Source organism: Arthrobacter sp. CAL618, from assembly GCF_000468215.1.
GTDB lineage: Bacteria > Actinomycetota > Actinomycetes > Actinomycetales > Micrococcaceae > Arthrobacter_D.
Genome location: NZ_ASZW01000230.1, coordinates 1 through 26,510 on the forward strand (window position 1 = coordinate 1; position 26,510 = coordinate 26,510).

The 26,510-nt window shown below is 60.0% G+C and carries 18 protein-coding genes, 1 tRNA gene, 3 rRNA genes and 1 pseudogene (1 of these 23 running past the window's edge); 12 read left to right on the top strand and 11 right to left on the bottom strand.

The genetic code is table 11. The annotated features are described in order from the left end of the window. Positions 1-180 precede the first annotated feature (180 nt). The 6 genes and pseudogenes from K728_RS0113655 (at position 181) to K728_RS21430 (ending at position 8,331) form a co-directional block, all read left to right on the top strand. Positions 181-1,707: ribosomal RNA gene (locus tag K728_RS0113655) — 16S ribosomal RNA — on the top strand. Between the two features lie 531 nt (positions 1,708-2,238). Continuing rightward, positions 2,239-5,403: ribosomal RNA gene (locus K728_RS0113660) — 23S ribosomal RNA — on the top strand. A 207-nt stretch (positions 5,404-5,610) separates the two neighbouring features. Next, a 5S ribosomal RNA gene (gene rrf / locus K728_RS0113665) occupies positions 5,611-5,727 on the top strand. Together the 16S, 23S and 5S rRNA genes form the textbook arrangement of a ribosomal RNA operon. A 124-nt stretch (positions 5,728-5,851) precedes the next feature. Next, positions 5,852-6,334, top strand: coding sequence for an SRPBCC domain-containing protein (locus K728_RS0113670; protein WP_024477057.1), 483 nt, complete (start codon positions 5,852-5,854; stop codon positions 6,332-6,334). Next, positions 6,331-7,708 (top strand): annotated as a pseudogene (locus K728_RS19475) (FAD-binding oxidoreductase). Before K728_RS0113670 ends, K728_RS19475 begins: the two are co-directional and overlap by 4 nt. Before the next feature lie 14 nt (positions 7,709-7,722). Then, positions 7,723-8,331, top strand: a complete 609-nt coding sequence (locus tag K728_RS21430) for a DUF4190 domain-containing protein (protein WP_193353940.1) — start codon at positions 7,723-7,725, stop codon at positions 8,329-8,331. A 7-nt stretch (positions 8,332-8,338) separates the two neighbouring features. Here the strand turns inward: K728_RS21430 and K728_RS0113685 are convergent, their stop codons facing one another. From K728_RS0113685 to K728_RS0113700, 4 genes are all read right to left on the bottom strand, one after another. Next, positions 8,339-9,697: a DUF4032 domain-containing protein gene (locus tag K728_RS0113685; protein WP_019483333.1), complete on the bottom strand. Its 1,359-nt coding sequence runs from the start codon at positions 9,695-9,697 to the stop codon at positions 8,339-8,341. 116 nt (positions 9,698-9,813) lie between these two features. Then, positions 9,814-10,902: an ABC transporter ATP-binding protein gene (locus K728_RS0113690; protein WP_019483334.1), complete on the bottom strand. Its 1,089-nt coding sequence runs from the start codon at positions 10,900-10,902 to the stop codon at positions 9,814-9,816. 145 nt (positions 10,903-11,047) lie between these two features. Then, positions 11,048-11,833 (bottom strand): trehalose-phosphatase, encoded by a 786-nt coding sequence (gene otsB, locus K728_RS0113695; protein ID WP_024477059.1) that lies wholly within the window; start codon positions 11,831-11,833, stop codon positions 11,048-11,050. After that, positions 11,826-13,298 (bottom strand): alpha,alpha-trehalose-phosphate synthase (UDP-forming), encoded by a 1,473-nt coding sequence (locus K728_RS0113700; protein ID WP_019483336.1) that lies wholly within the window; start codon positions 13,296-13,298, stop codon positions 11,826-11,828. The genes otsB and K728_RS0113700 overlap by 8 nt, the downstream gene beginning before the upstream one ends. Positions 13,299-13,426: 128 nt before the next feature. Here K728_RS0113700 and K728_RS0113705 point away from each other — a divergent pair, with 128 nt between their 5' ends. Together K728_RS0113705 and K728_RS0113710 are read left to right on the top strand one after the other, a co-directional pair. After that, positions 13,427-14,290 carry a DsbA family protein gene (locus K728_RS0113705; RefSeq protein WP_024477060.1) on the top strand — a complete coding sequence of 288 codons (864 nt, stop codon included), beginning with the start codon at positions 13,427-13,429 and terminating at the stop codon, positions 14,288-14,290. Positions 14,291-14,380: 90 nt separating this feature from the next. Further along, positions 14,381-14,457, top strand: a tRNA-Thr gene (locus K728_RS0113710). Between the two features lie 244 nt (positions 14,458-14,701). Here the strand turns inward: K728_RS0113710 and K728_RS0113715 are convergent. The 3 genes from K728_RS0113715 to K728_RS0113725 are packed head-to-tail and all read right to left on the bottom strand — an operon-like array spanning position 14,702 to position 17,729. Continuing rightward, positions 14,702-15,748, bottom strand: coding sequence for an ArsA family ATPase (locus tag K728_RS0113715; RefSeq protein WP_019483338.1), 1,047 nt, complete (start codon positions 15,746-15,748; stop codon positions 14,702-14,704). After that, on the bottom strand, positions 15,739-16,011 hold the full coding sequence (locus K728_RS0113720) for a cory-CC-star protein (protein WP_019483339.1): 273 nt from the start codon (positions 16,009-16,011) through the stop codon (positions 15,739-15,741). The genes K728_RS0113715 and K728_RS0113720 overlap by 10 nt, the downstream gene beginning before the upstream one ends. Positions 16,012-16,025: 14 nt before the next feature. After that, positions 16,026-17,729 carry a carbon starvation CstA family protein gene (locus K728_RS0113725; RefSeq protein ID WP_024477062.1) on the bottom strand — a complete coding sequence of 568 codons (1,704 nt, stop codon included), beginning with the start codon at positions 17,727-17,729 and terminating at the stop codon, positions 16,026-16,028. A 177-nt stretch (positions 17,730-17,906) separates the two neighbouring features. On the opposite strand from K728_RS0113725, the gene K728_RS19490 reads away from it, so the two are divergent. After that, positions 17,907-18,269: a universal stress protein gene (locus K728_RS19490; protein WP_051317698.1), complete on the top strand. Its 363-nt coding sequence runs from the start codon at positions 17,907-17,909 to the stop codon at positions 18,267-18,269. Positions 18,270-18,452: 183 nt separating this feature from the next. On the opposite strand, the gene K728_RS0113735 is transcribed toward K728_RS19490, so the two are convergent. Both K728_RS0113735 and K728_RS0113740 read right to left on the bottom strand, forming a co-directional pair. After that, the gene (locus tag K728_RS0113735) at positions 18,453-18,752 is read right to left on the bottom strand and encodes a hypothetical protein (RefSeq protein ID WP_024477063.1); all 300 of its coding nucleotides are present in this window, start codon (positions 18,750-18,752) and stop codon (positions 18,453-18,455) included. Between the two features lie 344 nt (positions 18,753-19,096). Then, positions 19,097-20,608 carry a SulP family inorganic anion transporter gene (locus K728_RS0113740; RefSeq protein WP_019483342.1) on the bottom strand — a complete coding sequence of 504 codons (1,512 nt, stop codon included), beginning with the start codon at positions 20,606-20,608 and terminating at the stop codon, positions 19,097-19,099. A 181-nt stretch (positions 20,609-20,789) separates the two neighbouring features. Between K728_RS0113740 and K728_RS0113745 the strand changes: the two genes are divergently transcribed. Next, complete coding sequence (locus tag K728_RS0113745) at positions 20,790-21,188, top strand: MerR family transcriptional regulator (RefSeq protein WP_019483343.1); 399 nt, start codon at positions 20,790-20,792, stop codon at positions 21,186-21,188. Positions 21,189-21,202: 14 nt separating this feature from the next. Here the strand turns inward: K728_RS0113745 and K728_RS0113750 are convergent, their stop codons facing one another. Both K728_RS0113750 and K728_RS0113755 read right to left on the bottom strand, forming a co-directional pair. Further along, positions 21,203-23,230, bottom strand: a complete 2,028-nt coding sequence (locus tag K728_RS0113750) for an acyltransferase family protein (RefSeq protein ID WP_084442898.1) — start codon at positions 23,228-23,230, stop codon at positions 21,203-21,205. A gap of 174 nt (positions 23,231-23,404) precedes the next feature. Then, positions 23,405-23,770 carry a MerR family transcriptional regulator gene (locus K728_RS0113755; protein ID WP_024477065.1) on the bottom strand — a complete coding sequence of 122 codons (366 nt, stop codon included), beginning with the start codon at positions 23,768-23,770 and terminating at the stop codon, positions 23,405-23,407. Positions 23,771-23,948: 178 nt separating this feature from the next. Between K728_RS0113755 and K728_RS0113760 the strand changes: the two genes are divergently transcribed. Continuing rightward, positions 23,949-25,478 carry a SulP family inorganic anion transporter gene (locus K728_RS0113760; protein ID WP_019483346.1) on the top strand — a complete coding sequence of 510 codons (1,530 nt, stop codon included), beginning with the start codon at positions 23,949-23,951 and terminating at the stop codon, positions 25,476-25,478. Positions 25,479-25,534: 56 nt separating this feature from the next. Continuing rightward, on the top strand, positions 25,535-26,510 hold the 5' portion of the coding sequence (locus tag K728_RS19495) for an MFS transporter (protein WP_237742150.1). Its footprint extends 152 nt past the window's final position; the window shows 976 of its 1,128 coding nt (coding positions 1-976); the start codon lies at positions 25,535-25,537; its stop codon lies beyond the right edge, outside the window.

Below are 26,510 nucleotides of genomic sequence, written 5' to 3' on the forward strand. Positions count from 1 at the left end.
CTGTTGTTTGAGAACTCAATAGTGTGCCATGTTTGTTGATACCGATTGTTTTATTGATTGGTTGAATTTGGCTGCATGATGCCACCCCGTGGTGTTGTGTGGTTGTTTTTGGCTGGTTTCGAATTTTGCGCGTGCCTGTTTACTGGTTTTTCCTGGTGGTGGGTGCGTGTCTGTAATGCATTTACGGAGAGTTTGATCCTGGCTCAGGATGAACGCTGGCGGCGTGCTTAACACATGCAAGTCGAACGATGATCCCAGCTTGCTGGGGGATTAGTGGCGAACGGGTGAGTAACACGTGAGTAACCTGCCCTTGACTCTGGGATAAGCCTGGGAAACCGGGTCTAATACTGGATATGACCTTCTGGCGCATGCCATGTTGGTGGAAAGCTTTATTGCGGTTTTGGATGGACTCGCGGCCTATCAGCTTGTTGGTGGGGTAATGGCCTACCAAGGCGACGACGGGTAGCCGGCCTGAGAGGGTGGACGGCCACACTGGGACTGAGACACGGCCCAGACTCCTACGGGAGGCAGCAGTGGGGAATATTGCACAATGGGCGCAAGCCTGATGCAGCGACGCCGCGTGGGGGATGAAGGCCTTCGGGTTGTAAACCTCTTTCAGTAGGGAAGAAGCGAAAGTGACGGTACCTGCAGAAGAAGCGCCGGCTAACTACGTGCCAGCAGCCGCGGTAATACGTAGGGCGCAAGCGTTATCCGGAATTATTGGGCGTAAAGAGCTCGTAGGCGGTTTGTCGCGTCTGCCGTGAAAGTCCGGGGCTTAACTCCGGATCTGCGGTGGGTACGGGCAGACTAGAGTGATGTAGGGGAGACTGGAATTCCTGGTGTAGCGGTGAAATGCGCAGATATCAGGAGGAACACCGATGGCGAAGGCAGGTCTCTGGGCATTAACTGACGCTGAGGAGCGAAAGCATGGGGAGCGAACAGGATTAGATACCCTGGTAGTCCATGCCGTAAACGTTGGGCACTAGGTGTGGGGGACATTCCACGTTTTCCGCGCCGTAGCTAACGCATTAAGTGCCCCGCCTGGGGAGTACGGCCGCAAGGCTAAAACTCAAAGGAATTGACGGGGGCCCGCACAAGCGGCGGAGCATGCGGATTAATTCGATGCAACGCGAAGAACCTTACCAAGGCTTGACATGAACTGGAACAGCGCAGAGATGTGTTGGCCGCTTGCGGCCGGTTTACAGGTGGTGCATGGTTGTCGTCAGCTCGTGTCGTGAGATGTTGGGTTAAGTCCCGCAACGAGCGCAACCCTCGTTCTATGTTGCCAGCGCGTTATGGCGGGGACTCATAGGAGACTGCCGGGGTCAACTCGGAGGAAGGTGGGGACGACGTCAAATCATCATGCCCCTTATGTCTTGGGCTTCACGCATGCTACAATGGCCGGTACAAAGGGTTGCGATACTGTGAGGTGGAGCTAATCCCAAAAAGCCGGTCTCAGTTCGGATTGAGGTCTGCAACTCGACCTCATGAAGTCGGAGTCGCTAGTAATCGCAGATCAGCAACGCTGCGGTGAATACGTTCCCGGGCCTTGTACACACCGCCCGTCAAGTCACGAAAGTTGGTAACACCCGAAGCCGGTGGCCTAACCCCCTTGTGGGGAGGGAGCTGTCGAAGGTGGGACCGGCGATTGGGACTAAGTCGTAACAAGGTAGCCGTACCGGAAGGTGCGGCTGGATCACCTCCTTTCTAAGGAGCACCTCGAATGACGCGCCGATCCTGTGTGGTTGGTGTGGGGTTCGTAGGAGTATGGCCTATTGCGCGGGCGTTTGTTCCGCGGTGGGCTGCTCAAGGGTGGAATATCAATGGATAGGTGCCTGGTGGCGCTGGCTGGTTGCAGAGTACGATCGCCTTTTGGTGGTGTGGAAATGGTTCTGGTTGGTGGTGATTGGGTTATCGTATGGCACACTGTTGGGTCCTGAAATAACAGGGCTCTGATTGTCGTGGACAAGTGTTCTGCTGGTTTGGTGCGTCGTTGTGGCGTGTCGGGTTGGTGGGGTGTTGTTTGTGGGGGTTGGGGTGCTGGGGTTTCTGGTTTTTCCCTGCCATGGCAGCGGGATCCTCGTGTTTGGGGGTTTTGGTTGGTGGTGTGGGGTTGTTGGTTGAGAACTGCATAGTGGACGAGAGCATCTTAAAAATAAGAAGCAATTTCAAAAAATCTTGGTTTCAGACTTTTAGTTTGATGCCATGGTTTTCTCGATATGTTTTTTGATCTTTTGTGGTCAAGTTTTTAAGGGCACACGGTGGATGCCTTGGCATCAAGAGCCGAAGAAGGACGTGGGAATCTGCGATAAGCCTGGGGGAGTCGATAACCGGACTGTGAGCCCAGGATTTCCGAATGGGGAAACCCCGCCTGGCCAGCGATGGACCGGGTGACCCGCATCTGAACACATAGGGTGCGTGGAGGGAACGTGGGGAAGTGAAACATCTCAGTACCCACAGGAAGAGAAAACAATAGTGATTCCGTTAGTAGTGGCGAGCGAACGCGGATGAGGCTAAACCAGTGGTGTGTGATAGCCGGCGGGCGTTGCATCACTGGGGTTGCGGGACTTTCCGTTCTGATTCTGCCGGATCAGTGAAATGAGTGCAGGCGTATAGGTGAACGGTCTTGAAAGGCCGGCCGGAGAGGGTGTAAGTCCCGTAACCGTAATGCGTGCTGCCGTTTGGAGAGTATCCCAAGTAGTACGGGGCCCGAGAAATCCCGTGCGAATCTGCCAGGACCACCTGGTAAGCCTAAATACTCCTTGATGACCGATAGCGGACAAGTACCGTGAGGGAAAGGTGAAAAGTACCCCGGGAGGGGAGTGAAACAGTACCTGAAACCGTGTGCCTACAATCCGTCAGAGCGTTGCCATCCTTTCGGGGGTGGTGGTGTGATGGCGTGCCTTTTGAAGAATGAGCCTGCGAGTTAGTGTTACGTCGCGAGGTTAACCCGTGTGGGGAAGCCGTAGCGAAAGCGAGTCTGAATAGGGCGAGTGAGTGGCGTGATCTAGACCCGAAGCGAAGTGATCTACCCATGGCCAGGTTGAAGCGACGGTAAGACGTCGTGGAGGACCGAACCCACTTCAGTTGAAAATGGAGGGGATGAGCTGTGGGTAGGGGTGAAAGGCCAATCAAACTTCGTGATAGCTGGTTCTCCCCGAAATGCATTTAGGTGCAGCGTTGCGTGTTTCTTACCGGAGGTAGAGCTACTGGATGGCTAATGGGCCCTACAAGGTTACTGACGTCAGCCAAACTCCGAATGCCGGTAAGTGAGAGCGCAGCAGTGAGACTGTGGGGGATAAGCTTCATAGTCGAGAGGGAAACAGCCCAGACCACCAACTAAGGCCCCTAAGCGTGTGCTAAGTGGGAAAGGATGTGGAGTTGCGAAGACAACCAGGAGGTTGGCTTAGAAGCAGCCATCCTTGAAAGAGTGCGTAATAGCTCACTGGTCAAGTGATTCCGCGCCGACAATGTAGCGGGGCTCAAGTACACCGCCGAAGTTGTGGATTTCAGATATTAGCTAAGCCGGAGACTTGTTCTCCTGAGTTCAGGCGTCTGGAGTGGTAGGGGAGCGTCGTGTGGGCGGTGAAGTCGCGGTGTAAACCAGCGGTGGAGCCTACACGAGTGAGAATGCAGGCATGAGTAGCGAAAGACGGGTGAGAAACCCGTCCGCCGAATGATCAAGGGTTCCAGGGTCAAGCTAATCTGCCCTGGGTAAGTCGGGACCTAAGGCGAGGCCGACAGGCGTAGTCGATGGACAACGGGTTGATATTCCCGTACCGGCGAAAAACCGCCCATACTGAGCAGGGGATACTAACCGCCCAATACCTGACCGCCCACCCTTCGGGGTGACGTGGTTTTTGGTGGAGCGCGGGACCTGATCCTGGGAGGTAAGCGTATTAACAGGTGTGACGCAGGAAGGTAGCCGGGCCGGGCGATGGTTGCCCCGGTCTAAGGATGTAGGAGGGACCATAGGCAAATCCGTGGTCCTGGTTTTGATACCGTCTCTGAGACCCGATGGGCCCCGTTATGCGGGGATCCGGTGATCCTATGCTGCCTAGAAAAGCATCGGCGCGAGGTTTTAGCCGCCCGTACCCCAAACCGACACAGGTGATCAGGTAGAGAATACTAAGGCGATCGAGAGAATTATGGTTAAGGAACTCGGCAAAATGCCCCCGTAACTTCGGGAGAAGGGGGGCCTCACCCGTGACCAACACTTGCTGTTGTGAGCGTTGTGGGGCCGCAGAGACCAGGGGGAAGCGACTGTTTACTAAAAACACAGGTCCGTGCGAAGTCGCAAGACGATGTATACGGACTGACTCCTGCCCGGTGCTGGAAGGTTAAGAGGACCGGTTAGTGCCCTTCGGGGTGCGAAGCTGGGAATTTAAGCCCCAGTAAACGGCGGTGGTAACTATAACCATCCTAAGGTAGCGAAATTCCTTGTCGGGTAAGTTCCGACCTGCACGAATGGAGTAACGACTTCCCCGCTGTCTCAACCATAAGCTCGGCGAAATTGCACTACGAGTAAAGATGCTCGTTACGCGCAGCAGGACGGAAAGACCCCGAGACCTTCACTATAGTTTGGTATTGGTGTTCGGTGTGGCTTGTGTAGGATAGGTGGGAGACTGTGAACCCTGGACGCTAGTTCAGGGGGAGTCATCGTTGAAATACCACTCTGGTCATACTGGATATCTAACTTCGGCCCGTAATCCGGGTCAGGGACAGTGCCTGATGGGTAGTTTAACTGGGGCGGTTGCCTCCTAAAAAGTAACGGAGGCGCCCAAAGGTTCCCTCAGCCTGGTTGGCAATCAGGTGTCGAGTGTAAGTGCACAAGGGAGCTTGACTGTGAGAGAGACATCTCAAGCAGGGACGAAAGTCGGGACTAGTGATCCGGCGGTACATTGTGGAATGGCCGTCGCTCAACGGATAAAAGGTACCTCGGGGATAACAGGCTGATCTTGCCCAAGAGTCCATATCGACGGCATGGTTTGGCACCTCGATGTCGGCTCGTCGCATCCTGGGGCTGGAGTAGGTCCCAAGGGTTGGGCTGTTCGCCCATTAAAGCGGTACGCGAGCTGGGTTTAGAACGTCGTGAGACAGTTCGGTCCCTATCCGCTGCGCGCGCAGGAAATTTGAGAAGGGCTGTCCTTAGTACGAGAGGACCGGGACGGACGAACCTCTGGTGTGTCAGTTGTACTGCCAAGTGCACCGCTGATTAGCTACGTTCGGATGGGATAACCGCTGAAAGCATCTAAGCGGGAAGCCTGCTTCGAGATGAGATTTCCATACACATTTGTGTGAGAGGCCCCCAGCCAGACCACTGGGTTGATAGGCCGGACGTGGAAGCAAGGACTAACGACTTGTGAAGCTGACCGGTACTAATAAGCCGATAACTTACACCACACACACCACCCGTGAACGGCATCAAAAGACGTTCACACCAAGGATGGTGTAAAGATATGCTGCTTTCGTCCACTATGCGGTTCCCAACCAACAACAGGAACCAAAAAACACAACACAATACAGGTATATACTGTTCAAGTTGTAACCAAAAAAACTTCCCACCCCACACGGCTCACACAGCCAGTGCAGGGGAACGGGTAAAAGGGTTACGGCGGTCACAGCGTGGGGGAAACGCCCGGTCCCATTCCGAACCCGGAAGCTAAGACCCACAGCGCCGATGGTACTGCACCCGAGAGAGTGTGGGAGAGTAGGACACCGCCGGACAACCATTAGACGAAAGGCCCCACCACCGGTGGGGCCTTTCGCACTTAACCCACCACACCCCAAACACACACCACACGAAACACCCCAGCCGGCGGGGCTGCCCACAGCCGGTACAGTCGCTGGTATGAGTGATCTATTTTCCGATGCTAGCCCCCCGCCGCCGACGCCGGAGCGGATCTCACCGATCGAGTTTGAGGTCACGGTGCCGGTACCGCCGGAACATGCTGCCGCGGGGTTCGCGGAGCACATCCACCTGTGGTGGCCGGTAGAAGACCTGAGTGTCTGGGGCGCCGGTAGTTTCTTCGACCTTGAAGACAATGCACTGGTGGAAACCTCGGTGGACGAAGTTGAAGCAGTGTGGGCTGAGGTTAGCCGAACCGAGCAGAGCACGCGCTTGGAGATGGTGTGGCGGCACCACCCCGACGGTGGGACCCCCACAGACCTGACGATTGAGTTTTTGCGCGGTCCTGGCGACGGGACCACGCTCCGCCTGGTACATGACGGCTGGAACACCGAGGCCAGGTCCAAGAGCGAGCGGGAGCTCTACCAAAACTTCTGGCCCCTAGCCCTCACAAAGTTTCAGCGCTTCATGGGAGGCACCCCATGACCCGCGCGACGATGGCCGAACTGGCCGCGCTCCTGCCCTCCGGGGCAATTCTGACCGAGCCGGCCGACGTCGAGCCGTATGCCCGGGACCAGGGACCGGTCCTGGAACTCCGCCTGCCCGACGCCGTTGTCTGGGCGGAGACCGTTGATCAAGTGCAGCAGGTCGTTCGCTGGGCACACACCCACCGCGTCGCCGTCGTTGTCAGAGGAGCTGGCACCGGTGTGTCCGGTGGGGCGCACGCCACCGCCGGGTGCATAGTCCTGAACCTTGAACGGATGAACCGGATCGTGGACATCAGGCCCCTGGATGAGATTGCGGTGGTCGAACCGGGCGTGATCAACGCTGACCTCAACGCCGCCGCAGCGGCGCATGGGCTGATGTACGCACCCGACCCAGCCAGTTACCGAATCTCCAGCATTGGTGGCAACGTAGCCACCAATGCTGGCNGGGCTCCGGTGCGCGAAGTACGGGGTGACCCGGGATTCGATCCTGGCCCTCGACGTCGTTCTCGCTGACGGTAATCTGATCCGGACCGGTGTACAAACCTTCAAAGGGGTGGCCGGGTACGACCTGACCTCGTTGTTCGTTGGATCGGAAGGGACACTGGGGATCGTCGTCGGCATCACGGTCCGGCTGAGATACCTTCCCCATAGCGTGCAGACCCTGGCAGCGTTCTTTCCCGACGTGCAGGCTGCTGCCGCGGGTGTCCTCGCAGTGGGACAGGCGCGGGTTCAACCGGCAATCATGGAGCTGCTGGACGGGATGACCCTGACCGCGCTGGACGGGGCGCATGGCTCCAATTTGCGGGGGAGAGGGGGAGCCCTGCTGCTGATCCAGACAGATGGGTTCGGTGCCGATGCGGAGGCTGCCGTGGTCCGACGCGTTCTGACATCGCTCGGGGGCACGGTTGACGCGCAGGACGTCAGCGAGGCGGCCCGGCTCATCGACCTGCGCCGGCACAGTCGGGGCGATGAGGTCGACGACGAATTCCGGGTTGGTGAGGACGTTGCAGTTCCGCGGTCTCAACTGGTGCACTACATCGCCCAGCTCGAGAGGGTGGCGTCCGATCACTCGGTGTTGCTGAAGGTTGTTGCCCATGCCGGTGACGGCAACCTGCACCCTACGTTTTGGGTATCCACTGCTGAGGGTGAACAGGGGGTGGCCCGGCTTGAGCTTGCACTCGATGAGTCTGTGCGTCTGGCCCTCGCAGTCGGCGGCACCATCACTGGCGAACACGGGGTGGGCCAGTACAAACTAAGGTGGCTACCCTGGGAGCAGGGCGAACAAGTGCTTGAGGTGCAGCGGCAGATCAAGGACGTGTTCGATCCTCGTGGCATCCTCAATCCCGGAAAGGCAATTACCGCGAGAGCCTAGCGATGGTGGATAGAATGAGTCCAGTATTCGCTGCCAGCGGGCGGCGTCATAACCATGAATGGGGATTCAACGTGTCGGAAAATTACCCGGGAAACCAGCCTGACCAGCAGGGCGGCCAGGGCGACGACTCGAAGAAGTACCCCGCGGGCCAGCAATGGCAGCAGCCAGCACCGGGTAGCCAGCCTACCCCTTACGGGCAGGAACAGCCTCCGTATGGTCAACAAGGCGCAAGCCAGCAGCCACCCTACGGGCAGCAGTCCCCCTACGGACAACCCGGTGGCTACGGGCAGGGCCCCTATGGGGCCGGTCCCTATGGTCAGCCAACCGAGAATCCAGGAAAAACCCTTGGCATCGTTGGCTTCATTTTGTCGTTGATTCCGCTCTTGAATGTTGTCGGTCTGGTCGTCAGCATCGTGGCCATGGTGAAGTCCCGCAAAGCACGGATGGGCAATGGCTTCGCGTTGGCAGGCATCATCATCGGGGCGCTGGCGGTTATCGCGACCGTCGTCGTCATCATCGGGATCGTCGCATTCATTCCACTGATTTCCGAGGTCGCTGAGTTCTGCGAGCAGGCTGGCTCCGGCCCCCAGACCTTCCAGGGCGAGACCATTCGGTGCCCGTAATCGCCGGCTAGGGCGAATCCCGGGCCCCGCCGCCGAGGATGTCCATGGTCTTCGTGTCAGCCGTCAACATGATGGCGGCCTCATCGCGGCGGTGGACCAGGATCGAGTCGAGATAGGACTGGACTGCTTCGGCCATCGGCACATTGCGGTCCTGTTTCTCCGACATGTACCAGCGGTGCTCCAGTACCTCGTGGACCACCTCGGCCGGCTCCAGCTTGCGGCCCAGCTCCCGAGGGACAGCCCTGACAATCGGTTCGAAGACCTGAGTGACCCAGAGATGTGCGCTGAGTTCCTCGTCGACGTCTGGATTGTTGTCTGCCCGGTAGGCATCCATGTCGTTGAGGAGCCGCCGTGCCTGGTTTTCCTGGGCGTCCAGCCCCGTGAGCCGCAGCAGCCGCCGGCTGTGGTGACCTGCGTCGACCACCTTGGGCTGCAGCTTGATCTGGGAGCTGTTGGCTGCGGTCTGGATGGCGTATTCCTCGACGTCGAAGCCCAGCTCGTTGAGCCGGCGAATCCGCGCGTTAACCCGCCACCGGTCGTTAAGGTCGAAAGACTCCTGATCGGTGAGTTCGGCCCAGAGCCGGCGGTAGCTGTCCATGATGAGCTCACTCGTGGCGAGAGGATCGATCTTTTCTTCGATCAACCCGCCCTCGGAGAGATCCATGAGTTCCCCGGCAATGTTTACGCGAGCGATCTCGAGGTCGTATTCGCGCTGACCGGATGACAGCCCGGGGTAGAGTTCACCGGTTTCTGCGTCGACGAGGTAGGCAGCGAAGGCGCCGGCATCACGGCGGAACAGGGTATTGGAGAGGGACACATCGCCCCAGTAGAAGCCGATCAGGTGCAATCGGACGAGGAGCAGCGCCTGCGCATCGATGAGCCGGGTCAGCGTGTCCCGCCGAAGCGTCTGGGAGAACAACGCTCGGTAGGGCATCGAGAACTTCAGATGCCGGGTCACCAGCACGGTATCCAGATCGGTCCCGTCCCGGGCCTTCCGCCCGGTGATGACGGCGACCGGCTCAACGCTCGGCACATCCAGCCGTCGCAGTTTCCGCAGCATGTGGTACTCGTGCCGGGCGATGTGCTCGCTGGTTTCCTTGATTGCAATCACCGATCCGCCCAAGTGAGCGAAGCGCACAATGTGTCGGGAAATACCGCGTGGCAGGGCTGCCAGATATTGGGCTGGCCAGTCCTCAAGGGCAATGTGCCACGGCAAGTCCAACAGTTCGGGATCGGTGGCAGCGGCCGTGATGTTCAGGGAACCAAGGGTGCCGGGGTCCGGGGCATCCTTGGTACGCGGCAGTTTGCCCGGCTGGTCCCAGTCGGTCGGCTCGTCGTGCCACTCGGCGTTTGGCGCATCGTTCATGTGTTGCCCTTTGTTGTAACTGTGTACGTGTTAACGAAGTACGGTGGCCCCTGAATTGAAAGTCAATCCACAGACCACCGTACTCGGGTCAGTTCCGCTCGGACAGCGGAGCCAGGCTAGACGTGGTCCGCCAGGCGCAGTCCGTCCTTCATGTCGAAGAGGTGCACGTGGCCCTTTTCTGGGGTGACGTAAATGGTGTCACCCTTCATTGGTGGGCGCCGGCCGTCGACTCGCGCCACAATGACCTGTTCCTCCCCATTGAGAGTGGTGTGGCCGTACACATAAGCGTCTGCGCCGAGCTCCTCGACGACGTCGACCTCGACCTGGAGGCCCTGATTGTCCTCGGCAACCTGCAGGTCTTCCGGCCTGACGCCCAGCGTGACCGTCCCGCCGTGCGCTGCGTCGAGCACCTCATGAGCAACAGGGTAGGTGATTCCGCCGAACTTGACGCCACCGTCGGTGACGGGCAGTTCAAGAAGGTTCATCGCGGGCGAGCCGATGAAGCCTGCGACGAAGACGTTGACTGGCCGTTCGTACAGGTTACGGGGGGTGTCGACCTGCTGGAGAACGCCGTCCTTGAGGACCGCGACGCGATCGCCCATGGTCATTGCCTCGACCTGGTCGTGGGTCACATAAACGGTGGTAACTCCCAGCCGGCGGGTCAGCGAAGCGATCTGGGTGCGGGTCTGCACCCGGAGCTTGGCGTCGAGGTTCGAGAGGGGTTCATCCATCAGGAACACCTGTGGGTTACGCACAATGGCGCGGCCCATGGCGACACGCTGACGCTGACCACCGGAAAGCGCCTTGGGTTTGCGGTCGAGGTACGGCTCGAGGTCGAGCAGCTTGGCGGCGTCGCGAACCCGCTCAGCACGCTCCTCCTTGGAGACGCCGGCAATTTTCAGCGCGAAGCCCATGTTGTCAGCGACCGACATGTGAGGGTACAGCGCGTAGTTCTGGAAGACCATTGCGATGTCGCGGTCTTTCGGGGGGACATCGGTGACGTCGCGGTCACCAATGAGAATGCGGCCCGAGTTGACGTCTTCGAGTCCGGCGAGCATCCGCAGGGATGTGGACTTGCCGCAACCGGAGGGGCCTACGAGGACGAGGAATTCGCCGTCGGCGATCTGAATGTCGAGCTTGTCAACCGCGGGCTTATCTGTGCCGGGGTACAGGCGTGTTGCCTGGTCAAACGTTACCGTTGCCATTTTGTTTTTCCTTTTCACGGGCAGGTACGTGCCCGACGATCCGTTGTGAATGGAGAATATTCAGTTATCCGTGCGGCAACCACCGGCCGCGCTGCTATGAGCTGGCAGGTGGCATGCGTCACACAATCTGAGTATGGCAGATAAATCAGATTTGCGCACCGGCGCCGCGGAGCACCAGGAGGTGCTCAAGGACGGCGACCAGCTCCTGAGGTGATCCGATACGGTGGTGCGCCTGAGTTGGTCCGTCGCCGATTTTGATGCCGAGGTCCTGTGCCTCCAATGCAGCGAAGGCGTGCTCGTCGGTGACGTCGTCGCCCGCGAAAAACACAGCCGTCGCGCCCGTATACTTTCTCAGTGATCTGACCCCCTGCCCCTTGTCGGCGCTGATCACCGAAGTTTCCAGCACCCGCTTGCCGTCGGTGATGTGAGCACCTTCGAGCTGATTTAGGGCCGTGCGGGCGGCATGGGTTGCGGCGGCGGCGACGTCGTCGTCGGCGGTGCGGGTGTGGAGTACGACGCCGGCCGGCTTGGTTTCGAGCACGGTTCCTGCATGTGCGTCCACCACCCGCTGGACGGCGTCGGTGGCGCGACGCAGGAGGTCAGACTGCTGCTTGGTGAGGGTGAGGGGTGCGCCGTCGGGGCCGGTCCAGGTTTCGGCTCCGTGGCTCCCGATGAGGAGAGTCTCCGGGTCCGGCGTCGCGACAGCACGGAGGCTGTCCAGGGCGCGACCGGACACGAGGGCCGTCGTCGTCTCAGGCAGTTGACCCAAAGCCGAGAGCGCCGTGGCAGACCCCGGCAGCGGCCTGGCGTCTGCTGCGTGGGGAACCAGCGGCGACATCGTCCCGTCGAAATCGAGGGCGATCAGCAGGTGATCGGCTCCAGCGATGGTTTCCAGCGCGGTCAATAGTTCGGCGCTGAGCTGTTCAGGCATGGGGTGTCTCCTGGGAATTCTCGTGGTTCCCTTCCTGCAACGCTGCGAGGAAGGCTTTGGACCAGCGTTCGACGTCGTTCTGGAGCACCTGACGGCGCATGATGCGCATGCGACGAGTCGATTCGGCGGGGCTCATGTTGACCGCGGTGACGATTGCGGCCTTGAGGCCATCAATGTCATGCGGGTTGATCAGGACCGCCTGACGCAGGGTATCCGCCGCGCCAGCGAACTCACTGAGGACCAGGGCGCCACTGTTACCGGTCCGGGCGGCCACGTACTCCTTGGCAACCAGATTCATGCCGTCCCGGAGCGCGGTGATTAGCATGACGTCCGCGGCCAGATACAGAGCGACCATTTCTTCGACCGGGTAGCTGTGGTGCAGGTACCGGATGGCGGTGTTCTTGATCGTGTCGTAGGTGCCGTTGATCCGGCCGACGGCGCCCTCGATCTCCTCGCGCAGCAACCGGTACTGCTCGACTCGTTCCCGGCTGGGGCTGGCTACCTGAATGAGTGCAGCGTCCTCCACCTTGACGTGGCCATCAGCCAGGAGCTCTTCATAGGCCTTGAGCCGGTGGCCGATGCCCTTGGTGTAATCCAAGCGGTCGACACCCAGCAGGATGTGCTTCGGGTTGCCAAGTTCACGGCGGATTTCCTTGGACCGTTCGATAATGTCTTCGCGGTTTGCCAGGGTGATGATCTGGTCGACGTCGATGGAGATGGGGAATGCCTCGGCCCGGGAGGTGTAGGTGGGGCCGCCCTTTTCGATTTCCACCTGAACCTGCTGCTGCCTGACCGTGTGGCCGACGAAGCGGCGAACGCAGCGCAGGAAGTTGCTCGCATCGCTGGGACGCTGAAAACCGATCAGATCGGCGCCGAGCAATCCTTCAATCACCTGGCGTCGCCATGGCAGCTGGGCGAAGATCTCCAGGGGTGGGAACGGAATGTGGTTGAAGAAGCCGATCTTCAGGTCCGGGCGCGCGGCGCGAAGCAGCTTGGGGACCAGCTGCAGCTGGTAGTCCTGGACCCAGACGGTGGCCCCTTCGGCGGCAACAGCCGCTGTGGCCTGGGCGAAGCGTTCGTTGACCCGGCGGTAGGAGTCGTACCAATGCCGGTGGAACTCGGGCGGGGCAATGACATCGTGGTACAGCGGCCACAGGGTCGCGTTGGAGAAACCTTCGTAGTAGAACTCCACCTCGTCCGCGGTGAGCGGGACAGGGACCAGACGCATGTTGTCGTGGTCGAAGGCGTCAAGGGTCTCGTCGGGTGCTCCGTGCCAGCCCACCCAGGCGCCGTCGGCCTTGGACATCACGGGTGCCAGGGCGGTAACAAGCCCGCCGGGGGAGCGGCGCCAGGTGCTGCTGTCGTTGGTGGAGACACGGTCGACAGGCAACCGGTTGGACACCACGATGAACTCGAATTCGCCGTAGGCGGTGGTCTTATCTGGCGAGGGTTGAGCTGAAGGCACGCTGACTCCTGAACATAGTAGGCCTACTTAGCACTTTACCGTTTAGGCGGCGTCGCCCGGTCCGTAGTCGTCGGCGGGGATGGATCGCTAAACTTGAGACTACGCGTACCCAACCATGACGAGGACTGATGACCCCCAGCTCGAGCCATAGACCGACTAAATCGCAGCGATCGTCGCAGGCCCGTGAGCAGGCGAGGCTGCTCCGCGAGGCGCAGGAGCGTCAGGAGAAGCGCAGGGGACTGCTTATTCGCTGGGGTGTGGTGGCGGCTGTGGTAGCCATTCTGGTGGCTGTGGCGTTGATCGTGACCAACACGATCCGCGGCCAGGTTCCCGATGCTGGTGCTGCCCCCGCCGGGGGCAACGAGTTTGGCGGGATCGTGTTGACCTCAAGCACGGAGGTCGAATCCTTCGAAACGGGGACCGTTGATCTGGCCACGCTGCCGTCGGAGCCGCGTCCAGCAGGCGAGTTGCCCCCTGGTATCGCCGAGTCAGCTGACGGTGAGCCCGTGCAGGTGGTTTCGTATGTCGATGTCAACTGTGTGTTCTGCGCCGAGTTCGAGAGTACCCATGCCGATCAGATCAAGGCATGGCTTGACGCTGGCGAGATCAGCATGGAGCACCGCAACGTGGCGTATCTGGACCGCAACTCATCGACTGACTATTCCTCACGGGGCGCCAATGCGCTGGCGTGCGTGGCCGAAGAATCCCCTGAAGCGTATTTCGATTTTTCGACCGGGGTGTTCGCCAACTATGAGAACGGTGAACTGGACGACGACGGGCTGACAGCTCTGGCGTCGTCGGTGGGTGCCGCTGACATCGCCACCTGTCTGTCGGAGGGGGCTTTCAGGCCATGGGTCAACTTCACGACCGAGGCCGCCGAACTGGATGGTATCGCGGGAACTCCTACCATCTATGTCGACGGTGAAGCGGTGCCCGAGGCAATCGACAACTTCGCTGTGTTCACCCAGGAAAAGATCGACGCCAAGGGCTAGTTTTCGCTGACGCGCTGGCTGGGCTAATCTTGTCTTTGCGCATTCGATCGGTTTCATCACGACGACGGCGCTCGCTGGTATAGCCAGTTCGCCTCCTTAGCTCAGTTGGCCAGAGCACCTGTCTTGTAAACAGGGGGTCGCCGGTTCGAATCCGGCAGGAGGCTCCACGAACCCCTTCTGACTAGGCAATACGCCTGACAGGAGGGGTTTTCTATGACCAGCAAATCGTTGAACCGACGTTTATCGGACGTTTTAGCGTCCATCTTGCCGGGAACATCAATGCGGGATACATGGTGTCCATGTTCAGACAGCCTAATAGGATAGGCTGCCCGTCCCCGAGCCGAGATCAATGACATTGCAGGGACGATGGAGCTCGACCGGCGCGGAGCCGAACTCCTCTGCCCAGCATCCTTATTTCTCGTGGATGTCCTGATCTGACGCGCGGGCCAGCGCGGAACCGAACCGTTCGAGCGCCTGTTCTCCCACGATGTCTCCAGGCAGTAGGGGCACTTGCAGCAGCGGGATATCAGGCAGGGACTCGCGCAGCGTCACCAGATGGTCGTCCTCCAGTGCACGTCGATCCGCAAGGAAATCGCCGGCGTCGGAGGGGGATCGTTTGTTGACCACCAGCGCGCCCACATGGACGCCTGCGCGGACCAATTGCTGGTGCAACTCCACGGTCTCAAGCACGGGAAGCCTCTCGGCGGCAAGGACAATGACAAAGGCGCAGCGCTGCTCATCCATCAGGACCGTGCGCAGCGACTCGAACCGCTCACGCCGACGCAGGAGAATCCGACGAATTTGCACATCGCGCTCCTCCGCCGGCTCTGGTGACCGCCCGGTTCCCACGACGGACTCAGCTGAATCACGATCCTCCAAACCGCGCAACGCGGCCCCGAACCGCTCTGACCGCCCACGACGCCGCAGCAACCCTTCGGTCCAGGCAGACATGATTTCGGGCAGCGCCATCAGGCGCGCAGTATGTCCTGACGGTGCGGTGTCAAAGACCACGAGGTCATACTCGCGCAGTCCAAGGTCAACCAGCTCTGCGATGCGTTCCAGGACCGCTGACTCGTGCGCTCCCGGGGAGTCCCGGGCGAGTTGCATGTGCTTGTCGACCTCACCGGCGAGATGCTCGGGCATGAGCCTGCGGATGGAGGTCCCCACAGCTGCGAGGTGTGCCTCGGTGGTGGCGATTGGGTCTACTTCAATCCCATCGAGGGCGCCAGATGCCCCCGGGCCGACGTCTATCCCCCGCGCGAGCGAAGTGATTCGGTCCCCGACGGCGCATCCCCACAGGTGCCCCAGGTTGTGGGCTGGGTCCGTGGAGACGACGAGCACCCGCCGGCCCGCACGGGCCTGAGCGAGCGCGACAGCGGAGGCGACTGCGGTCTTGCCGACGCCGCCCTTCCCGCCCACAAAGAGCACCCGACGGGCAGCGGCCAGGTCTAGCAGCATGAGATGTGGTCGAGTGGCGAACGCTCCATGCCCATCCGGCGGTGCCAGTCGTGAAACCGGTCATACACCACTGGCAGCAACTCCACCGTGTAGTAACTTGCCGGGTTGGGCACGCCCAAAGCCTCCGAGAGGACCAGCATCATGAAAAGATCCTCCTCATCCCGCTGCGCGCGAGCGAATGTTCGCCGGTAGGGCGCCACGTAGAACTCGTGCAACCCGGCCCGCACATGCTCCTGCACGGTGTGCAGCCGGTGCAGGAGCATGTGCGGTTTCACGGTCAGGAGCGCGTCCGGGTGCTAGCGCGCTCGCGCTCATCGTCTTCCAACTCCGGCGGGTTCTTCTTTGCCTGCGACATAGCGATCGCTGACTCGAAAATAACCCACACCGCGGCAACCAGTATGATCACGTCAAGCACGAGCAACAGCCAGTTTTCGGCGGCGTAGAACTGTCCCATCTGAACGATGAGCGCGTAGACGGACATCGTCAACAAAAACAGGAGCGGCACGAGCACAGGGGTCACGGGACGGCCCTTGCGCAGGAGGATCACGGCGATCATCGATAGCGTCAAACCTGCCAGCAACTGGTTGGTGGTGCCGAACAGCGGCCAGATCAGCATGCCGCCCGCACCGTCTGCGCCAGCGCCGAAGGTCAGGCCCATAGCAATGGCCAGCACAATGACCGTTGCCAACAACTTGTTGATATTGACGCCCATAATGCTCGCGGCTTCCTGCACCACAAAACGTTGCAGACGGATGCCGGTGTCCATGGTCGTCGCGGCGAAGAGGACAGCCATGGTCGCGAGGATGGTGGCGCTCAGTCCTGCAGGAATACCCAGGCCGCTGTTGACGATGGCGCCGCCGCCCTCGACGAACGCGCCCACCCCACCCTGGCCGAACGCACTGTAGACCTGCTCCCATTCCGCGACGGTGCGGAAGCCCGCCGTCGTGGCGATGATGGCACCCAGTGCCAGCAGGCCCTCTCCAACGGCCCCGAAGTAGCCCACGAAGCGGGCATCCGTTTCCTTATTTAGCTGTTTGGAGGACGTGCCCGAGGAGACGATGCCGTGGAATCCGGAGATCGCTCCGCATGCAATGGTGACGAAGAGCAACGGGATGAGGCTCGGTGTGCCCTCCGGCACGGCCTCATTGAACGCAGGGGCCACCAGGGTCGGGGCCGAGATCAGGATCGCACCGTAGAGGATGCCGAGCGCGATGAACAGCTGGAGGCCGTTGATGTAGTCGCGAGGCTGCAGGAGCATCCATACAGGCAGGACCGAGGCGACGCCGGCGTAGAGGAACAGAACCACGATCCAGAAGGAGGTGGCCGAGAGCCCGAGGATTGTCTCCGGCAGGACCACTGGTACCTGGTCCCCGATCAGGATCAGGGCGTAGAGGGCGACGACGCCCACAACGGAGACCACCGCGAGGTTCCACTTGTAGCGGTAGATGGCCTGACCGATGAGGAGGGCGACGACGATAGCACCCCAGGTGGGTATGACAGCGGTAGGAGTACTGGTAAGCAGGCCGGAGATCACCACGGCGAATGCGGCATTGACCATGAGCAGCACAAGGAAGATGATCACGAGGAACAGATTGCGCCCGCGCGGACCAATGTATTCTCCGGAGAGCGAACCGATGGACTTGCCCTTGTGCCGGGCGGAAGCCCACAGTGCACCTAAGTCATGGGCGCCGGCGAAGAAGACTGTGCCGATAGTCACCCATAGGAAGGCTGGCAGCCAACCCCAGATGACGGCAATGGCGGGGCCCACGATGGGCGCCGCCCCAGCAACCGAGGTGAAGTGGTGGCCCCAGAGGACGAATTTGTTCGTGGGAACGTAATCGACCCCGTCACTCAGTTCATGAGCGGGAGTGACGAAAGACTCCTGCAACTTGTAGATACGACGGCCAAGGAACCGTGAGTACAAGAAATACCCAAGAATCATCATGGCTACGCCAGTCAGCGCAAGGACAACGGAATTCATGATGCTCCGATCTAATGGGCCCCCAGCGGGTGTGACCAAGACTATATAGAATTTGCCCCGTAGTTGCCAAGAGCACCTACCCGATACCCGCGACGTCCTTACCCGATGCAGAATCCCGGAACCGCGCTAGGTCGGATTCGAAATGTCTCTACGCGTCCCGAACGGGGGTTCGGGTAGTTGCTGCCTGGCATCATCCGTCACAGGGAGTGTATACACCCTCAGGACTGGAACTACGAGGAAGCGACGGAAAAGGGACTGGACCAGGCGCTCGAGGAAGCGTTCCCCGCCGGAGCTCCCTCCGTGATCGAACGACGGATCGTCCGTGGCAACCCATGCCAGGTCCTCATCAAGGAGAGTGCAAACGCCTCCATGGTTGTCGTCGGCTCGCGGGGTCATGGGGGATTCGCCGGCCTATTGTTGGGCTCCGTCAGTTCCGCAGTCGCTGAACGGGCCGCCTGCCCGGTTCTCGTATCGCACGGCGCACCCCGACAGGCTGACGGCGACGTCGACGCATCGCCTATCGAGGCCACCAAACAGTAACGAGAGGGCTGTTGTTAACGCCAACCCAAAATGGGGCCATTAGTGCATTTGAAAACAGGGCCACTGGTGGTTCTGAAATCCGGCAGGAGGCTCCACGCGCCCCAGGTATGCCCCAAAGCCGCATCTGCCATAGCAGATAGAACGAAGCTCGCCGGCTGTGCACTATTGGCTTTTTTCAGCCTGCTATCGGTTCAGGTTGTCGTCACGGAAGGAATAGATGATGGGCACAGGGCACTCGGCCGCTGGGCATTGCATCTCCTGAACCACGGGGTTGAGTGGCTTGCCGCAGACAAGGCCGTTTGCATTGCCCTCGGAGTCAATCACCCCGGGGAGTCGGTAGCCCTTCTTGAGGAGGTCCGCTACGACCAAGACCTGGTTGCTGGCCGGACATCCCGTCGCCGACGCAGGCTCGGCGAAGGACGCCGTCGACGGAATTAGGGCGAACGCCGCGGTTGCCGCGGCGATGAGGACGAAGCGTTTCATCGGATTCCCTTTCGGCAGGGCCGCACCATTACGGCCATCTTAAGTGTGTCCCTCCGCAGCCCAGCCCGCCATACAACAACGCATATCTGAACAGCGCTTCGCCGTAGAGGTTTATGGCAGGTCAACCGATACCCCGGGAAGCACTAGAACCGCCAGCGACAGGCCCGAGCAGCAAGGAGAAGAGTGAGGACCGTTGCAACATTGAGCGGATTCTACCTAGTCAACGGCCCGAGGCGGCCTCCGCAGGAAACTGGGAGAATTCCCGGCAAGTCCATCGGCGAGACTGCAAACCGGCCGGAACCCTGTATGTCAGCTCGGTTCGAAATGATTAATGGGCGGTGTAACTAGTGCCCCGCGCCGAGCTTGCCGGCGAGCCGTTCGCGCATCAGCACGGAGGCGTCGTTCAGGCCGATGACCCGGACGTCTTTCCCATGGTTGTGGTATTTCTCGGTGATCGCATCCAGGGCGGCAATCGTTGACGCGTCCCATAGGTGTGAGGCGTGCATGTCGATGACCACGTGGTCCGGGTCGGTCGCATACTCGAACTGCGTGTAGAGGTCGTTGGAGGACGCGAAGAACAGCTCACCGTCCACGGTGTAGGTAGCTGTCTCCTCGCCGTTGAGTTCGATGACCGTCCGGTCGACGGTGACGAAGTGCGCGACGCGGCGTGCGAAGGCGATCATCGCCACCAATACCCCGACGCCCACACCGATGGCCAGGTTGTGAGTCCAGACAACGACGACGACGGTGCTTACCATTACCAACGTCTCGCTCTTGGGCATCCGCCTCAGGGTGGTCGGCTTGATGCTGTGCCAATCGAAGGTGGCTATGGCGACGAAAATCATCACGGCGACCAGGGCTGCCATGGGGATGAGTGCCACAATCTCGCCGAGAGTTACAACCAGGATCAACAGGAAGATACCGGCCATGAACGTGGAGATCCGGGTCCTCGCGCCGGAGGCTTTCACATTGATCATGGTCTGACCGATCATCGCGCAGCCACCCATCCCGCCGAAGAATCCGGTAATGATGTTCGCCGCGCCCTGCCCCCAGCTCTCGCGGGTTTTGTTGGAGCGCGTATCGGTGATGTCATCGACGAGCTTGGCTGTCATGAGTGATTCGAGCAATCCGACCAAAGCCATGGCGAAGGCGAACGGCGCAATGATCTGCAGCGTCTCGAGGGTCAGCGGAACATTGGGGAAAAACAGGGTGGGTAGGCTGTCGGGCAACTCGCCCTTGTCCCCGACGTCGGGGACGGCGATGTTGGCAATAACGGCGAACACGGTGAGCACCACGATGGCGACCAATGGGGCTGGCACCACCATAGTGAGCCGCGGCAAGCCGAAGACGATCAGCAGCCCGACTGCGACCATGGGATAGACCAGCCACGGGACGTCAATGAGTTCCGGGACCTGGGACATGAAGATCAGGATGGCCAGTGCGTTTACGAAGCCCACCATCACCGAGCGCGGGATGAAACGCATCAGCCTCGCGACGCCGATCAGGCCAAGTACTACCTGAAAGATCCCAGCGAGGATGACGGCCGCAATGAAGTAGTCAACTCCGTGGCTGGAAACCAGAGGGGCAATGACCAGCGCAATGGCACCGGTTGCCGCAGAAATCATCGCGGGGCGTCCGCCGAGGAACGCAATTGAAACAGCCATCGTAAAGGATGCAAAGAGACCAAGCCTCGGGTCCACACCTGCGATGATCGAGAATGCAATCGCTTCAGGAATGAGAGCGAGAGCAACCACCAAACCCGCCAACACCTCGGTTTTGAGGAGGCGCGGATGCCGGAGTGTGCGCATCACCGACTGGCGTTCGACAGGAGTGGGTGCCAAAGTCGGCGTGGTCATAGGGATAGTCCTTTGTAAACGGAGCAGGCTAGGTGAATCCCCACGGTTCGGGGGTGTCCGGTCTGGGCCGGTAGGCTGAACGGCAATGTACACATCGATCCGCGCAACGCAGATCGGTCGATCTAAATTCTAACTTAACGTCACGAGAGGTTAACGCCGGTGGGGCACAGGGAATCGAACAATGGGTGAATCTTCGGAACCGGCACGGCCTCGCGCCATGCATATCGGTGAAGTAGCTGAGCGGACCGGTCTCTCGCTCCGCACGATCAGGCACTATGACGAAGTGGGACTACTCCCGGCATCCTCGCGCACCGAGGGTGGGTTCCGTGTCTACACAGACGGTGATATTGAGCGCCTCTTGGTAGTGCGCCGAATGAAACCCTTGGGATTCACCCTTGAGGAAATGGGAGACTTGCTCTCGATCGTGGATGGTCTGACCGCTGCCAGCAATGACGACGACACGAGTAGCCTGCGGGAACGGCTGGCTGGCTACTTGACGTCGGCAGCCGCCCAGCGAGAGAAGATGGCCGAGAATCTCCGGCGAGCAGATGAATTCATCGCGACCCTCGAGACCTACTGACCATTAGGTCAGCGCTAGCCTCCACTCCAACCAGTCTCGGCTAGGATCCGTCGTTCCAGGGCCGGAATCAACGTTTCTACATAGCTTCGGTTCAGGTGGTCGAAGTCGCGGTACACAAAGACGTTACCGATCATCGCTGGGCAGGTGGTGTCCGTGCAGATCCGGTCAGTCAGGTCCACCGAGTGGAACAGCGGTTCGGTCTCGGCGATGGCGTCCGCCGGGTTCTCGGGCAGTAGCACCTCGGCCCGGTCAGGATTGCATTGCGGAGCGTCGACGCCCTGCAGCTCCGCGCACTCAAACATATTGAATGGGAACCGGGGATTGTCTCGGATGGAGATCACCTCTACGCCCTCATCGAGGAACGGCTGGATTCCAGCCTGGTAGTCCGGCACCAGAGATTCGCGCGGCTCGTCTGTGTAAGTGATGGTGCCCAAGGTCAGGATGGCATCAGGATTCTGGTCTTGCGCATACTCTCGCGCAGCGGCGTTGAATGCGTTGCATTCGTCGTCGCGCTCAGCCGATTCGCCCCCGTAGCGACAGGCATCCTTCAGCAAAGCAACCACTCGCCAGTTGTTTTCAAGGGCGATGGGCCCAATGGCTGACATCAGCTGGAGTGCGTGCGAGTCGCCGATGACGATGATGGTCTTGTCCGGTTCCGCGTCGGGCTCAATCTGGTGGCAGCGTTCGAGGAGCGGGTCTGAGGTCAGATAGGGCGGGGTGCAGCCTGGTCCAGCATTACCCCACTCGTTCCCAAGGTCTGTAGCCGCAGGGATGGGGTCGGCGTCGGGAACCCCGCCGGCTGGGTAGTCCGGGGCTAAAGCCGCCGCCCCTGGGTTCAGTGCGTCCGGCTGGGACTCCAACTGGTGTTCGTTGGACGAAATCTGGGTTTCCCAACCGGTCAGTGGCACTGCGACGACCAACGCAAGCGCCACGGTCAATGTTGCATTACGACGACGACGTCGGTGCACCCAGCGCCACGACCGTATGGGTCGTTCAACCAGACGGGTCGTTACCGCCGCCAGTAGGATCGATGCGCCAATAATCACCGCGCCAACGCTGAATGAAGCTCGCTCGGCCCCAGAGACCACCAGATAGGTAATCAGGATGGGCCAGTGCCACAGATAGAGCGCGTAGGACATGCCTCCAAGGCGAAGAATCGGAGGCGCTGAGAGAAGCCGATCGATACCCCACCTGCTGCCTGTCTGACCGGCGGTAATCACAAATAGAGCACCGACGGTCGGAACCAGGGCTATGTAGCCCGGAAAAGCGTCTCCGACGGGAATGAGGATGCCGCAGAGGGCTATTGCCAGAAGACCAATCCACCCCATCAACACGCGCGGAATCTTGTGTGGCCGCAACCAGGGTAGGGCGAGGGCTAGGAGGGACCCGAGTGCGAATTCCCAGAGACGTGCCCGCGTATCGAAGTAGGCGAAGGCCTGGTTCTGGATCGTCTCGCTCACCGAAAACGACAGCGACATGATGAATATCGTGGTGAAGACTGTGCCCGCTACCACCCGGAAAGGCGACCGTAGCGCTCTGGCGGCGGCTGCGCAGCCGGCGAGCAGCAATGGCCACAGGATAAACACTTGCCCCTGAATCGATAACGACCAGAAGTGCTGCATCGGGCTGACAGCCGCGCTCGCTGCCTGGTACTCAACAGCTCCGAGCGCCATTGACCAGTTCTGAAAGTACAGGAGGGAGGCCCAGCCATGGTCGATGATTTCTCCCCACCTGGCCTGAGGAAAGACGAGCAGGGCGGCCGCGATGGTGGCCAACAGTACGATCACCGCTGCCGGCACAAGCCTTCCAAGCATCCGTACCCAGCGCCCCAAGAGGTCGAGTGGTCGCTGGGTCTCGACGCGCCCGGTAAAGGACAGTGTCAGCAGGAACGCGGAGATCAGGAGGAAGACGTCGACGCCGCCCGAGACTCGATCTAGCCAGATGTGGTAGACGACCACCATAAGGACAGCGACCGCCCGTAGTCCCTCTACTTCAGGACGGAACGCCTGTTGGCTCTTCCGTGGTTCCGCGGCGGAGCCCAAAACCAACCTCTTTCATTGCTATCTGCGTGGATATTTCGCCCATGAATGAGCTGCGGAGAATCTTTTTCGTTCAGCGCGAAGGGGAACCATGAGCGTAACTACTCCAGCAGCCAACGTCGAAGTGTGCGAAATCCGTCGGGTCTAAGCGGGGTAGAGCTGGTATGGGGGGAAGTGTCAACGTGAGTCCCTGGCTTGATCGGTCATTGTTGCGATGAAGTCGTCGGCGCGGTCAAGATTCACCGCCATGGCTTCGCGCCGAACCCGCACCTCTTCAAGGAACCTGATCAGCGTTTTTTCTGCTGGCCCTTCAGTACCCTTGCTCCGACTGATGGCGTCGAGCAGATCGGCGACTTCGTCGAGACTAAACCCCAACGCGCGTGCCTGTCTTATTAGCACCAGCCGCTTGAAGTCGTCTTCTGAATAGATTCGGAAACCACCGTCAGTTCGGGCTGATGGGTGGAGTAAGCCGATCTCGTCGTAGTGCCGGATTGTCCGCAGGGACAGCTGCGCGCGTTCGGCGAGTTCGCCAATCTGCATCATGCACCGTCCTTCGTAGGTAAAGTAATGGATTTAACTCTACCATTACGTTAGGGTAAGGTCAGTAGTGGAGCTGGCGAATCCGCACCTCCCACCTTCTTCTTTGGCGCAGTGCAGCGCCCGTTTTCCCTATCAAACCGGAGGCACGATTGTGTCCGCCCGAGCACGAAATGGAGCCCGCATGGCGACCAATGCCTATGCCACCAATCTGGATACGAAGTTAACACCCGAACAAACCCAGTCCGTCTGGCGCACCCTGCGCTCACCCCGGCGTCTGCGGACCGAAGTCCTCGCCGGTTTGGTAGTCGCTCTCGCCCTGATCCCCGAGGCCATCGCGTTCTCGCTCATCGCCGGAGTGGACCCCCGCATAGGCCTCTTCGCCTCCTTCACCATGGCCGTCTCCATCGCTTTCCTTGGTGGACGACCAGCGATGATTTCCGCCGCTACCGCTGCTACCGCCCTAGTGATTGCACCGCTGGTGGCGAGTCACGGGCTGGACTACTTTATTGCAGCAGTAATTTTGGCAGGTATTTTCCAGGTGGTTCTGGGACTTGTCGGCGTCGCGAAGCTGATGCGGTTTATTCCGCGCTCGGTCATGGTGGGGTTCGTCAATGCACTGGGTATCCTGATCTTCACTTCTCAGCTTCCCGAGCTCCTTGGGGTACCTTGGCTGGTTTACCCGATGGTGGTCGTGGGCCTACTGGTGATCTACCTTCTTCCCCGGCTCACCAGAGCCGTTCCCGCCCCGCTTGTCGCGATCGTGATTCTTACCGTTGTCGCCGTCGTCTTCGCTCTCAACGTGCCAACTGTCGGCGATAAGGGCGATCTGCCGGAGAGCCTGCCTTCCCTCTTTTTCCCGAATGTTCCACTGACTTTCGAGACCTTCCAGATCATCGCTCCCTTTGCTCTTGGTATGGCTGTAGTTGGTCTGATGGAATCTCTGATGACCGCCAAGTTAGTTGATGACATCACTGATACCCGGTCCAATAAGGTTCGTGAGTCCTGGGGCCAGGGCACGGCAAACATCATCACCGGCTTCTTCGGTGGCATGGGTGGCTGCGCCATGGTCGGGCAGACGATGATCAACATCAAAGCCTCGGGCGCACGCACCCGAATCTCGACATTCCTTGCGGGAATATTCGTTCTGATCCTCGCCGTTTCGCTTGGCGACATCGTTGCGCTCATCCCGATGGCCGCCCTGGTGGCGGTAATGATCTTTGTCTCCGTTGCAACGTTCGACTGGCACAGCGTCAAGATCGACACGCTCCGTCACATGCCAAAGAGCGAGACCACGGTCATGGTGGCGACCGTCGTCTTCACGGTCTTCACCCACAACCTGGCCATCGGTGTGATCATCGGTGTGCTCGTAGCGATGGTTGCTTTCGCACGCAGGGTTGCCCATTTTGTCAGCGTTGAGCGGACGATCGAGGAACACTTCGGCGTCACCTTCGCCAAATATGTTGTCAGCGGGGAATTGTTCTTCGCTTCTTCCAACGATCTGTACATGCAGTTTGAATACGCCGAGGATCCAGAGAAGATCGTCATTGACATGTACCAGTCGCACCTTTGGGACGCGTCTACGATCGCTGCACTGGACGCGATTATTGAAAAGTACCGCCATTACGGCAAAGAGGTCGAAATACAGGGCCTTAACACTGCCAGCGCCGCCATCCGGGATCGCCTCGCAGGGCGACTTGCAGGAAGCCACTAACGGAGCAAAGGTGTCCTGCGGAGGGCCGAGAGTAGCTGGCAATAGATGAGGAAACAGTGAAAAAGCCAAGGGGCACCGGATCATGGTCCGGCACGGTACTTGCCGCCGCACTGATTACCGCCGCTACGGCGCCGGGTCAGACTGCGGGGCTCTCACCATTCACCGATCCGTTGATCGAGCAGCTCGAAATCTCCAGGACGGACCTTTCGTTTAGCTACCTCATCGGTACGCTCGCCGGTGCAGCAGCCCTCCCATTCATTGGGAGGGGGCTGGACCGGTGGGGTGCACGAAAAGTGATTACCGTGGCGGCGCTGGTATTCGCGGGTACGCTGCTGGCTCTGAGTTTCGCTACCAACATTGCCGGTCTGACTGTCGGGTTCGTATTCCTTCGCATGGCCGGGCAGGGGGCGCTAACCCTGGCCGCCACAACTGCGGTGGTGAAGGCTCTAACCACCCGACGTGGTCTCGCGCTCGGAATAACCGCAGCAGTCGGTTCAGCCGGTATCTCCTTGACCCCAGTTCTCGTGAATCGGCTGATCAGCGCCGGTGGGGTGGAAATGGCATGGCGCTATCAGGCAGTTGCCGTGCTCGTGATTATCCTGCCGATGGTCCTCCTGCTTCCCAGACACCGGAAAACGGCGCCCCCAAGGCTCGCTTCCGGGGAGTCCCAGCCCCATCCTGAGACAATTCCGGGCGCCGACTGGTCCAGCAGCCAGGCAGTTCGGGCCCCCATTTTCTGGGCCATAGCTGCAGCGCTGGCTGCAACCGGAGTGCTCACCACCGGTCTCGCTTTTCACCAAATCTCTATCCTCACCACTCAGGGCCTAACCAGCACCGAAGCCGCTGCGAACTTCATCCCCCAAACCATCACTGGCATCCTCGCGACTTTGGTGGCGGGGGCGCTTTCTCATCGCGTTGACCCACGGTTTGCACTGGCTGCTTCGATGGCGCTTCTTGCTGCAGCGCTAGGTTTCCTGCAGGTTGTCAACGGACTACCTACCGCACTTATTTATGGCTTGATACTTGGTGCGG